This window comes from Fictibacillus terranigra, assembly GCF_030412265.1.
GTDB classification, from domain to species: Bacteria; Bacillota; Bacilli; order Bacillales; family Fictibacillaceae; genus Fictibacillus_C; species Fictibacillus_C terrinigri.
This window is the reverse complement of the sequence record NZ_JAUHLN010000002.1, coordinates 814716-827172: the sequence shown is the minus strand read 5'-3', so window position 1 is coordinate 827172 and position 12457 is coordinate 814716. Positions and strand designations below refer to the sequence as shown.

General features: G+C 42.9%; 10 protein-coding genes. 5 read left to right on the top strand and 5 right to left on the bottom strand.

Annotated features, from left to right (window positions below; translation table 11 throughout):
* Window positions 1–210: 210 nt before the first annotated feature.
* Window positions 211–1962, bottom strand: coding sequence for a glycoside hydrolase family 13 protein (locus tag QYF49_RS12120; protein WP_290399846.1), 1752 nt, complete (start codon window positions 1960–1962; stop codon window positions 211–213).
* 339 nt (window positions 1963–2301) lie between these two features.
* On the opposite strand from QYF49_RS12120, the gene QYF49_RS12115 reads away from it, so the two are divergent.
* The 4 genes from QYF49_RS12115 (at window position 2302) to QYF49_RS12100 (ending at window position 7153) form a co-directional block, all read left to right on the top strand.
* Window positions 2302–3567: an extracellular solute-binding protein gene (locus QYF49_RS12115; RefSeq protein WP_290399845.1), complete on the top strand. Its 1266-nt coding sequence runs from the start codon at window positions 2302–2304 to the stop codon at window positions 3565–3567.
* A gap of 130 nt (window positions 3568–3697) precedes the next feature.
* Complete coding sequence (locus QYF49_RS12110) at window positions 3698–4978, top strand: carbohydrate ABC transporter permease (RefSeq protein WP_290399844.1); 1281 nt, start codon at window positions 3698–3700, stop codon at window positions 4976–4978.
* 5 nt (window positions 4979–4983) lie between these two features.
* The gene (locus QYF49_RS12105) at window positions 4984–5820 is read left to right on the top strand and encodes a sugar ABC transporter permease (RefSeq protein WP_290400434.1); all 837 of its coding nucleotides are present in this window, start codon (window positions 4984–4986) and stop codon (window positions 5818–5820) included.
* A 289-nt stretch (window positions 5821–6109) separates the two neighbouring features.
* On the top strand, window positions 6110–7153 hold the full coding sequence (locus QYF49_RS12100) for a LacI family DNA-binding transcriptional regulator (protein WP_290400433.1): 1044 nt from the start codon (window positions 6110–6112) through the stop codon (window positions 7151–7153).
* 253 nt (window positions 7154–7406) lie between these two features.
* On the opposite strand, the gene ligD (QYF49_RS12095) is transcribed toward QYF49_RS12100, so the two are convergent.
* The 4 genes from ligD (QYF49_RS12095) to QYF49_RS12080 form a co-directional block, all read right to left on the bottom strand.
* Window positions 7407–8324 carry a non-homologous end-joining DNA ligase gene (gene ligD / locus QYF49_RS12095; protein ID WP_290399843.1) on the bottom strand — a complete coding sequence of 306 codons (918 nt, stop codon included), beginning with the start codon at window positions 8322–8324 and terminating at the stop codon, window positions 7407–7409.
* Window positions 8294–9250: a non-homologous end-joining DNA ligase gene (gene ligD / locus QYF49_RS12090; protein WP_290399842.1), complete on the bottom strand. Its 957-nt coding sequence runs from the start codon at window positions 9248–9250 to the stop codon at window positions 8294–8296. The genes ligD (QYF49_RS12095) and ligD (QYF49_RS12090) overlap by 31 nt, the downstream gene beginning before the upstream one ends.
* Before the next feature lie 6 nt (window positions 9251–9256).
* Window positions 9257–10084 carry a non-homologous end joining protein Ku gene (gene ku / locus QYF49_RS12085; protein WP_290400432.1) on the bottom strand — a complete coding sequence of 276 codons (828 nt, stop codon included), beginning with the start codon at window positions 10082–10084 and terminating at the stop codon, window positions 9257–9259.
* A gap of 98 nt (window positions 10085–10182) precedes the next feature.
* Window positions 10183–11052 (bottom strand): SDR family oxidoreductase, encoded by an 870-nt coding sequence (locus QYF49_RS12080; RefSeq protein WP_290399841.1) that lies wholly within the window; start codon window positions 11050–11052, stop codon window positions 10183–10185.
* A 160-nt stretch (window positions 11053–11212) separates the two neighbouring features.
* Here QYF49_RS12080 and QYF49_RS12075 point away from each other — a divergent pair, with 160 nt between their 5' ends.
* Window positions 11213–12367: a histidine kinase N-terminal domain-containing protein gene (locus tag QYF49_RS12075; protein ID WP_290399840.1), complete on the top strand. Its 1155-nt coding sequence runs from the start codon at window positions 11213–11215 to the stop codon at window positions 12365–12367.
* Window positions 12368–12457 lie beyond the last annotated feature (90 nt).

Here is a 12457-nt window from a genome sequence, read left to right as displayed (position 1 = left end):
TCTTTTAACTCATAAAAACGGTTGAAAACTCAACTTGAAACTGGGTGGATGAGACTGACATCGATTGGAACTAACCCTATAACCTGATCAAATGGAAAGCTAATGTCGCGGTGATGTAAAGTCCTATCTATAAGCTTAAAACTTAAAGAGCCATCATGAACTCATGCCAGGAGCAAAAGTCCATGAGGCACTTTACAGATCGAGTGATTATTAACGTAATTTTAAAATGATAAAATCATTGGATTTCACAACTGCGAGTTCCGGGGAGATGATTTCACCTGTCCAAAGGTTAATCGTATTTGGGAATCCTTCAAAAAGTGCTTTTTCAAGTATTATGGATTGGCTCTCTGTATTAAAAGCAAATAAAAGGGTTTCATCCGAAGATGTCTTTTTAAAAGCAAGCATTCCAGGTGTATTGCTTGTTTTTATAAAAGAGAGCGATCCATCATTTCCAAAAGCAGGATGATCAGATCTTAACCTGATCAATTTGTGAATATCTTCAAATAAGGAGCGGTCCTGTTTTTCCTCATCCCACTCCATGCACTTTCGGCAGCCGGGATCCATCTCGCCTGTCATGCCAACTTCATCTCCATAATAGATGCAGGGAGTTCCAGGGAAGGAGAGCATGAGTGCGTACAATTGACGGACTCTTTCCTTATTTTGCTTGGCAACGGTCAATACCCTTGGTGTGTCATGAGAACCGAGAAGATTAAAAGAAACTTTATTGACGTTGTCCGGATAGGACTGCAGAACGTTCGTCATCCTGTCAGCAAAATCGATTGCCGTGATTTTCTCTTTTGCAAAAAAATCCAGGGCGGCTGAAGTAAAAGGATAGTTCATTACTGCATCAAACTGATCTCCTTGCAGCCAGGGCATGGAATCATGCCAGATTTCTCCGAGGATATACACTTCAGGTTTTACACTCTTCACCGTCCTGCGGAACTCACGCCAGAACTGATGATCCACTTCGTTGGCAACATCCAGGCGCCAGCCGTCAATATTAAATTCTTCCACCCAATAGCGGGCTACTTTCAATAAATAATCTTTCACCTCAGGATTTTCCGTATTCAGCTTCGGCATGCTCTTTTCAAAGGCGAACGTGTCATAATTCGGTTTCGGCTCTGTAACTACTGGAAATCCATGAAGGTGGAACCAATTTTTATATGGTGAGTTTTCTTGGTTTATCAGAACATCCTGAAAGGGGCCAAAATAGAAGCCGCTATGATTAAACACGGCGTCCAGCATGACTTTTATGCCTTTTTCATGGCAAGCATCAACCAATCGGCGGAACGTTTCTTTTGTTCCAAACTGAGGATCGATTTCAAAATAATCAATCGTGTCATACTTATGATTCGATTTCGCTTTGAAAATAGGGGTGAAATAGATGCCGGTAATTCCGAGGTTCGAAAGGTGGTCCAAATGCTGAATAACACCCTCGAAGTCCCCGCCGAAAAAGTTTCCAGGTGTAGGTTCAGCAGAACCCCATGGGAGTGCTCCTTCAGGGTCATTGGCAAGGTCGCCATTCGCAAATCGTTCAGGGAAGATTTGATACCAGACCGTATTTCTTACCCAATCGGGTGCCGTGAACACATCTGATTTGTTCAGAAAGGGAAAGCAGAAGTAGTACGCTGTATCGTCAGTTGGAGCTTCTTCATAAAAACCTTTTTCCGTAAAGACAAGTTTTTCATTATCGTTCATCAGTACAAATCCATAGCGAAGCCTTCTATACTCAGGAGTCACTTCAGCCATGTAATAATCAAACCATTGATCGGAACCGGATTTGATCATCTTACTTTTTTTTATCTGCCAGGTTCCATCTTTCCAATCATATGGATCGCCATAGATGAGCTCTACCGACTGCACATCATCTTTTTTCGTCCGCAGACGAATGTGAAGTGTTTTTTCGTCATAAGCATAGGCAAAGTTATTCTTTGGTCTGTGATACAGGACTTCTTTCTGCATATCATCACTCCTGACTTAATAACTGCAATCGGTTGCGCGCTCCGCATACAAAAAAGGCACAAACTCTTTTTGGAGGTTGTACCTGAGGTAGCATTGCCCCGATGCGATGATTTCACCATTAATTTAGTATATTTTGCAATTGATGTCAACGAATAACTTGCTGAAAGCGTTTTATAATAGCGAATAAAAAGTGTTGTCAAAAATAAAAAGGCAGGTATAATGAAATTAAAGTATTGATGCAAGCGTTTTCACAACGTACTTTAGGCGACGGCCTGATTTTTTTTGAGTGAGTTGTGCAAACGGTTGTTCAAGATCTTAAACCAAATAGGGGGAACAAAAATGAAAAAGTTGATGGCCTATATGTTAACGCCAGTGCTTGCTTTTGGTGTTCTTTCTGCCTGTGGTCCAAAGGACACAAGCGGAGGCAGCAACAATCAAGGAAAGGCAGAGGGAAAACCGGATAAATTAGTAGTCTGGGAAGATACAGATAAAAGTGTCGGCCTTGAACCAGCTGCGAAAAGCTTTGAAAAAAAATACGGAATTAAAATTCAATTCAAAGAAATGCCGATGCTGGATCAGCAGGATAAACTTCGTCTTGACGGACCGACACACAAAGGGGCGGACGTTATCACTACCCCTCATGACCGTGTAGGGCCTTTGGCTACTGAAGGTCTGATTGCACCTCTAAATGTCTCGGATGATATTACCAGCCAATATACGGATTCTTCAATCTCAGCTTTAACATTTAAAGGAAAGCTCTATGGTCTTCCTAAATCCACAGAAACACCGGTTTTCATCTACAATAAAAAATACATGAAACAAGCGCCTGCCACCTTCGATGATGTCTATACGTTCTCTAAAGGCGGAAAAGGCGGAGCACCATACGGTTTCTTGGCGAACTGGACAGATTTCTATTTCGCTCACGGCATCCTGAGCGGTTTCGGCGGCTATGTCTTTAAAGACAATAATGGAACACTGGATACGAAAAATCTTGGTTTAACAAACAATGGCTCTCTTGAAGGTGCGGATTACATTTCTAAATGGTACAAAGAAGGATTATTCCCTAAAGGTATCATCGGCAAAAAAGCAGGTCAAACCATCGATGGTCTATTCAATGAAAAGAAAGTCGCTTCTGTAATGAACGGACCTTGGTCTTTCCAAGGCTATAAAGATGCAGGGATCGATATTGGTGTTGCACCAATGCCGAAGCTTCCTAACGGTGAGTATGTTAAAACATTCATCGGTGTTAAAGGCTGGAACGTAAGTGCGTATTCTGAGCACAAAAAATGGGCTCAAAAATTCGTAGAGTGGATCACAAACGAGGAGAACGCGAAAATCCGCTACGAAAAAACTCAGGAGATCCCTCCGATCAAAGCTCTAATGAAAGATCCGATCATTGCTGACAACGAAGCAGCAAAAGCAGTTGCCCTTCAATCAGAACGAGGTGTTCCAATGCCAAACGTACCTGAAATGGCCGAAGTTTGGGTGCCTGCAGGGAACGCGCTGCAGCTTGCTGCCACAGGCAAACAAGATTCCAAGAAAGCATTGGAAGACGCATCCAAAACGATCGAGCAGAACATTAAGGCAAAACACACCGATAAATAATATAGAGGAAGGCGGTACCCGGTAACTTCCGGGTACTGCTTTCACTATAGGTGCATCTTCTAATATCTGAAAATCAGACATTGGAAGATGCATCTATAGCACGTGTATGAGAAAGGGGACAGCCTACAGCATGGAGGCGTTAGCATATCAATCCAATCATCGAAAAACCGCGGCCTTGCTCTCTATCATTCCTGGGATCGGCCAGCTATACAATAAACAAAGAATCAAAGGGGCTATATTCCTTATCCTTGCAGCGTCCTATTTCATCGTTTTTGGCAATCTGCTGAACATGGGGCTGTGGGGATTCTTTACCCTCGGGACCGAACTTCCGCGAGACCATTCCATCATCCTTCTCGTACAAGGGGTCATCGCATTTATCGTGATCGGCTTCGGCATCGTTTTTTATGTGTTTAACATTTACGATGCGTTTCAAAATGGCAAGAAGAGAGATCAGGGCTTTGCGGTCACAAGCATTAAAGAACAATATCAAAATGTGATCGATAAGGGATTCCCCTATCTTTTAGCAGGACCTGGATTTTTTATCCTGATCTTTGTGGTTGTGTTTCCTATTCTGTTCATGGTGTTCCTTTCGTTTACAAACTATGATTTGTACCATTCACCGCCTGCCAGGCTTGTAGACTGGGTAGGAATTCAAAACTTCACCGAAATGTTTACGATGGATATCTGGAGAAATACATTTGTTTCTGTATTCGCCTGGACGATTATCTGGACATTTACAGCGACTACGCTGCAGGTAGCAGCAGGAATTTTTCTTGCGGTTATTATTAATCAGAAGGACCTTAAATTCAAAGGAATCATTCGGACACTGTTAATTCTTCCTTGGGCAGTGCCGGCTTTTGTTTCCATACTTGTGTTCAGTGGAATGTTTAACGACTCGTTCGGAGCAATTAACAACGATATTCTGGCAGCCTTTGGAATCGATCCCATACCGTGGCTCACCGATCCGCAATGGACGAAAGTTGCAATCATCTTCATCCAGACTTGGCTTGGCTTCCCGTTCATCATGGCGATGACAACAGGAGTGCTCCAATCTATTCCTGAGGAATTGTATGAGGCAGCGACCGTCGATGGCGCGACGGTTTGGGATAAGTTCAAATCGATTACACTTCCGATGATTTTGGCTGCTACCGCACCGATTATCATTACACAGTATACGTTCAACTTTAACAATTTTAACGTTATTTATCTCTTTAACGAGGGTGGCCCTGCCGTTGCCGGACAAAGTGCGGGAGGAACAGATATTCTAATTTCATGGATTTACAATCTGACCATGACCTCTGCACAGTACAGCAAAGCCGCAGCTGTTACCGTTCTGCTTTCTGTAGTTATCGTTACTGTTGCGCTGATTAACTTTAAGCGGACCAAAGCATTTAAAGAGGAAGGAATGTGATGCAGATGAGCATAAAGCAAGAAAAAATAATACGTCTCACCCTGTCTTATCTGGTCCTTCTGGCTGCAATTACTATCGTGATCTATCCGATCCTCTGGGTGATTGGTTCATCAATGAATCCCGGGGACAGCTTAACGAGTTCCACCATTATCCCTCAGAATGCAACATTGCTGCATTATAAAGACCTGTTTACAAAAACACAATATTTAACCTGGTATTGGAACACATTGAAGATTTGTATCAGCACCATGATTCTTTCCGTTATTTTTATCGGGCTGACAGCCTATGCATTTTCCCGCTACCGTTTCTTCGGACGCAAAAATGGTTTGCTCCTATTTCTTGTATTACAAATGATTCCTCAGTTCGTAGCGATTCTTGCAATCTATATTCTGGTGAACCTAGTGGGGCTGCTTGACACGCATTTCGGTCTTGTTCTGGTATATGTTGGCGGATTAATCCCCATGAACACCTGGCTGGCAAAAGGTTACTTTGACACGATCCCAAGAGAACTGGATGAATCTGCACGCATCGATGGCGCGGGACATTTCCGTATCTTTTGGCAGATCATTCTTCCTCTCGCGAAGCCAATCCTGGCTGTAGTTGCTTTATTCAGCTTCATCTCGCCATTTGCAGATTTTATCCTGGCATCCATCTTGCTTCAGTCAGATGAGAAAAAGACATTGGCTGTTGGTCTATTCAATATGGTATCCGATGAGTTTGGCAATTCCTTTACGCTATTTGCAGCTGGATCGGTTTTAATCGCGATACCGATCGGACTCTTGTTCCTTTCGTTGCAGCGTTTCTTCGTTTCTGGGCTGACGGCAGGAGGTACCAAAGGCTAACATGAATATACCAGGTGCCATATAGATCTTGACAATGGATGTGGTTTATTAATGGATGAATCCACCTATACTGGAATGAAGAGGCGGGCTTTTGGGAGCATCTGGCGATGACTTTGGCGATCGTTATGCATATGTAAGGAATCCATTCGCAGAAATCAATCTCAGCTGTTCTTTTTCAAAAGATTTGATTAAAATAGAGCTTAGCGACGAAAGCAGCGGTGAAAACGCAATCATACTGCAGCTATTGAATGAATGCTGCAGCATGATAAAACAAGAGAGGAGGATGATGATGACCGTTACGATTAAAGATGTAGCAAAACTGGCAAATGTAGCTCCATCCACCGTTTCCCGGGTCATAGCCAACAATCCAAGAATTTCTGAAAAAACGAAGCATAGAGTAAGAGAAGCGATGGAGCATCTAGGGTATCATCCTAATTTCAATGCAAGAAGTCTGGCGAACCGCTCCACACAAGCCATTGGTCTCGTAATGCCAGGCTCTGCTGACAAGGCCTTTCAAAATCCATTTTTCCCTGAAGTGATCCGCGGAATCAGTACGATCGTGCATGAAAAGGAATACGCACTGTTCATGTCCACGGGCCAGACAGAAGATGAAATTCATGATGGTGTCGTTCGCATGGTTCAGGGCGGAAGAGTAGACGGGATCATCCTCTTGTATTCCAGTGTAGATGACAAGGTAATGAACTATCTCATTGAAAAGAAGTTTCCATTTACTGTGATCGGTAAGCCGTTTAAGAATGAAGACGCCATTACACACATTGATAATGATAATTTCAAAGCAGCAAGAGAGATGACAGACTATTTAATCTCCCTCGGGCACGATAAGATAGGATTTGTTGGGGGAAGCTCACATTTGGTCGTAACCATCGACCGTCTTCTTGGCTATGAAAAATCGTTGAGAATCCACCACATCCCTTATCGTGACGAATACATTATCCATGAAGAATTCTTAAAAGAAGGCGGCCAGGAAGCCATCAGAAAACTGATGGCATTGGAGGAACCGCCGACTGCTCTCCTCGTCATGGATGATTTGATGGCGTTCGGGGTTCTCAGTACATTAAGCGAAATGAACATCTCTGTTCCCTATGATATATCCGTGCTGAGCTTTAACAATGTGATGCTCGCAGACTTCTCAACACCTGCATTAACTTCGGTGGACATCAATATTTTTCAACTGGGATATGAGGCTGCGGATTGTCTTATGGATCTTATTGCAAAGCCGGATCTCACACCTAGAAGGATAGCAGTACCATACAAGCTTGTCGAAAGGCAATCTTGTATGGCACTCTCCGCTCCAAAGGAGAAAACCATATAAGGGAAAGCGAAACAGCCGGTTTAGAGTTTATAAACCAGGCTGTTTCTTTAAATACCAGTTGCTTATTAGTTATGTAATCGTATACCATGGAATCGGCGGCAGGACAAACGTTTGCAAAAACTCCTTGTTCCGAAGTATGAGTTCGATGGAAAAGGACTGGATAACAGTGAACTTCAACCGTTCGAGGTCCGGGTATTCCATACTAAATAAGCAAATAATGAAAGCTCTGGCTGATGCCGGAGCTTTTTATGATTCACAGTTTTTGCTCTTTCAGCCAATCAAGAACGGGATCGAAGCGCTGCACGGACTTTGTCTCTTCGAATTCAGCAAAAGGATCGCCTGTTTTTTCAAGCCGCTGCTGGATGGTATCTAACGGAAAGGCTTCGGGACGAAGGTCTCTTTCTAATTCATCCCACCAAAGCGGCGTAGCGACAAGTGCCTCTTCGTTCCCCCGAACAGAATAGGGAGCGATGATTGTTTTGCCTTCTGCATGCTGAATGAAATCGATATAGCATTTGTTTCCACGGTTCTTTTTCAGACGCTCGATCGTAAACCACCCGGGTTCTTTTGTGATAAGGAATTGAGCGAGAAACTGGGTAAACCTTCTCGTATCATCAAAGGTATATTCATTTTCTGGCAATGGAACATACACTTGAAGCCCTTTGTTCCCGCTCGTTTTCACAAATGCCTTCAGCTTTAGTTTGTCACAGACTTCTTTTATAAGAAGAGCAGCTTCCACTGAAAGCACAAACTCATCCCTGGATGGAGGATCAAGGTCCATCACGATTTCGGATGGTCTTGAGGTGCCATTCTTACGAAAGGGGATATGAAGCTCGAACGCCAGCTGATTTCCAAGCCATAGGAGGGATGGAAGGGTGTTGCAGACAATATAGTCAATCTGGTCCTCCCGAACGGTCTCAATAAAGTCAGGTGCATAATCGGGGCAATTTTTCTGATAAAAGCGCTCATCGTCCACGCCGTGCGGATAGCGGATCACCGTAAGTGCACGGTTTCTTAAAAAGGGCAGCAGGTAGGGGGCAACACGTGTTAAATATTCGAGATAGTGGATCTTCTTTAATCCCTTCTTTGGCCATAGCGGCTTATCAGGAGAAGTAACGGCAACTTTTACACCGTTGATGTTCAGTTCTTGCTGCTGACTGCTTTTTCCCATGTGCAATCCTCCCACCTGACATCCAGACGAAAAGCAACAAAACGGGGATGTCTCAACTGATCCTTATACAGCTCTAAATACTGCAGTTCCACACAAATGGAAGGTGTAACGATGATAAAGTTACGGTCTTCCCCTGTTTTATTCTTTTTAATTATCTCAATTAGCACACTGCGTTCTTCCGGAGTCAGCCCGTGTGAAAAAAGTCCGGCTGAAACCGTCTTGCCATCACGTAGTGCACCGACATGAAAATAGCCATTATTTTTATCGTAGGCAGTAATAAAAAATACTCCGCTCTTCGGATTTTTTATTTTTACCCATTGGTCTGTACGTACTCCAGGTATATATTTGCTTTTGCACCTTTTCGCAATCAAGCCCTCGCTGTGCTGTTTTTGTGCAAGCTCCCAGTACTCACTGCCGTTGGAATGAAAATCAATACAAGCCAACGGTTTGCCCGCCTTATTTTCTGCTGTGGCAAGTGTTTTAAAAATCTCTTTGAGTTTTTTCTTCCGCTCCTTCAAGGGAACTTCGGTGATCTGGACTCCTCTTTCACTCAATACATCAAAAACAAGGTAAGTGGAAGGGCGGTCGACCGCGGCCTTTTTAATTCTCTGACCCTCTTTAAGTCTTCCTCTTTTCTGCAAGGCTTCAAATGATGCTTTATAGGGGGACTCCAATATACATAGTTCACCATCTAAAACGAGCGGTAAAAAAGGCTTCATCTGCTCGGTCTTCACCATGAACGCATTAACAACCTCAGGAAAAGAATGATTGAATGAATGACCGTTTCTGCTGAACAGCTGAACGCCAGATTCAGACCATAAAGCAATGCAGCGATAACCGTCGTATTTTATTTCAAAAATCCAATCGTGCCCGTCAGGCAGATCACTTGCTAAGGAAGCGAGCATTGGTTTGAACGGCAGTTGCATTTTCTGTTAGGCTTTCTTTTTCTTTGGTTTGGCCTTTTTGGCCGTTGTTTTAGGTTTTGTTTCTCCTGTCTTCGACTGGTCGATACTCGCCTGTAATGCTTCCATCAAGTCGACCACATTGGTCCGTGGACGTTCTTCAGATACTTTAATCTCCTCGCCAGAAATCTTGCTTTGTATGATGTTCAGAAGCGCTTCCCTGTATTCATCTTTATATTTTTCAGGTTCGAACGCAGTAGAAAGTTGTTCGATTAATTGTTTAGCCATTTCAAGTTCTTTGTCATTCACTTGTATATCTTCATCCAGTCCAGGAACGTGATCAACATTCCGGACTTCATCGGGATAATAGATCGTTTCCATAACAAGCCCTTTATCATAAACTCTTACAGCAGCTAAGCTCTCTTTAGAGCGGATGGTAATTTTGGCTAGTCCGATCTTTCCGCTTTCTTTCATGGCCTCTTTCAATAAAGTGAATGGCTTTCCTCCGTTTTCTCCCGGTCCGATGAAATAGGAACGGTTAAAGTAAATCGGATCGATCTCTTCCAAAGAAACGAAATCAATGATTTCAATCGCTTTATTTTTCAATCCGGCGATTTTGTCGAGGTCTTCTTTTTCTACGAGCACAAATTTTCCGGGCTCGTATTCATACCCTTTAACGATGTCTTCCTGTTCCACATGCTCGTCACAAACCGGACAGGATTTTTCATATTTTATCGGATTATGGCATTTTTTATGAAGATATCTCATTTTAATATCTTTGTCTTCGGTTGCAGCAAACAGTTTAATTGGAATATTTACGAGTCCAAAGCTAATGCTGCCCTTCCACATGGTATGCAATGTCATACACCCTTTCCTAGCGTTCTTTTCTTAGTGTGTGACAATTGCCTGCTCTTTTATCCAAATAAAAAAAGCCGATGCAGATCGGCTTTTCAAAACTATCCGTTTACCACTGTCCCACCGTTAATGTGAATGGTTTGCCCTGAAACATAAGAAGAGTCATCACTTGCCAAATACACATAGGCAGGTGCCAATTCGTCCGGCTGCCCCGGGCGTTTCATAGGTGAGTCCTTTCCGAAAACATCCACTTCGTCTGCCGTAAAGGTTGACGGGATCAACGGCGTCCATATTGGACCTGGGGCTATAGCATTCACCCGGATTCCTTTTTCAACAATTGAATTGGACAATGCCCGTGTAAACGATACGATCGCTCCTTTTGTCGAGGAGTAGTCGATCAGCTTGGGATGGCCTTTATAAGCAGTAATGGAAGCTGTATTAATGATCGAGCTTCCGGCTTTAAAATGTTTTATCGCCGCTTTTGTCAGATGAAACATGGAAAAGATGTTCGTGCGGAACGTTCTTTCCAGCTGTTCAGCCGTAATATCTTCGATGCTGTTCTGCGGATGCTGTTCACCAGCATTGTTTACGAGAATGTCAAGCCTTCCAAACTCAGCCACTGTTTTCTCCACTGCATCTTTACAGAAGTTTTCGTCTCCGATATCACCGGAGTATAGCAGGCAGCGTACCCCTTCTTGTTCGATTAAAGACTTTGTTTCTTCCGCGTCTTTTTGTTCGTCGAGATAGATGATTGCCACATCTGCCCCTTCTTTTGCATAGGCGATAGCGGCTGCTTTTCCGATCCCGCTGTCGCCCCCAGTCACCAGGGCAGCTTTTCCTTTCAGCTTTCCGCTCCCTTTGTAGGCTTTCGTCTGTGATTGAGGGGCCGGACTCATTTCTGTTTCAGTTCCCGGCTGGCGATCCTGGTGCTGTGCGGGCGGGTCAATTTTTCTTCCTTGCTGGTCGCTCATATTTTCATCCACTCCTTTGTCATTGGGTTGAATACGATTTTATTCTTCCACAACATTTAACTGCTCAAACCTTTATAAAAAAAGGGTAGACAAATATTGTTCATCTTTTCAAAGTGTTGCATAATGAAAGAAACATGACAAAGAGAGAGGCAGTGGTTTCATGGTTGATGTTGAAACGTTGTCCAGCAAACAGATGAATCAGGTGATTGATCATCTTCGATCACAGCATGCGGGGATCGTGAAAGAATGGCTGGACCACGCCTTAATAAAGAAGGAAGACCCGTTTTATAAAGAGGTCGCAAAAAACGGGAGCAGCACACTTGATTTGTTGTATCAATATATCGAAAATCCGGATATTGCTCTTATTAAAAGCCTTACAAAAAAAATTGCACTTGAACGGATTGAAGCGAAGACAGATATCAGCGAGTTTGTATACAACATTAACATTGGAAGGCAAATCGTAAACGAAAAAGCACTCAATCCGCTTTTTCGCCCTGAAGAACAGAAGTGGATCATCCTCATGATCAATCAGTTTTTTGACCATCTTCTCTACTATGCGATTAAAGAATTTTCGTCGCTGAATGATGTGATCATCGAGAACAAAAACCAGTTTATTCAGGAGATGCATAGTGACAGGCTTACGATACTTGGGCAGATCGCGGCAAGCTTTGCCCATGAATTTAGAAATCCATTAACTGCGATCAAGGGATTCATCTATCTATTGGAATCTGAGCTCGTTCCTAATGATAAAACTGATCATTATATCTCTATCATCAATGATGAAATGGAAAATTTGCAGGACAAGATCAGCCAATTTCTGTTGCTTTCAAAAATGAAAGGGCTCGATGACCTCATTGCCGTCTTTGATCTTACTGCCTGCATGCATGAAATGATCGACTTTATGTATCCTCGTTTTTTGGAAGCGAAAATCAACTTAATGGTAGAAATCTCTTCAGATCTGAAGGTTGAAGGGGATAAAAATCAGCTGAAGCAAGTGATCTTGAATATATTGAACAATGCGGTAGAAGAACTTTGTGATCTTCCGGAAGAACGGGTGATTAAAGTTAAAGCATACAGGTCTTCTGGCATGGTTAAATTAAAAATATCGAACAATGGTTCACAAATTCCGGCCCATCTCCTTGAAAATATATTCGAACCCTTCATCACAACGAAAGAACTCGGGACAGGTTTGGGTTTATCCGTATGCAAACAAATTGTTGAAAAGCATAACGGCCAAATCCTTGTGGATTCAAATGCTTCCTATACCACTTTTACGATAAATATTCCTGAGGCCGTTGAAAGAACATCTTTATAAGGTGTTTTTTTTTTGCAGAATGAACGCTGTTTTGGCAGGAGCGTCTTTTTATTTTTCACAAATAAGACATGAGAAAAGTGATTGTAATCA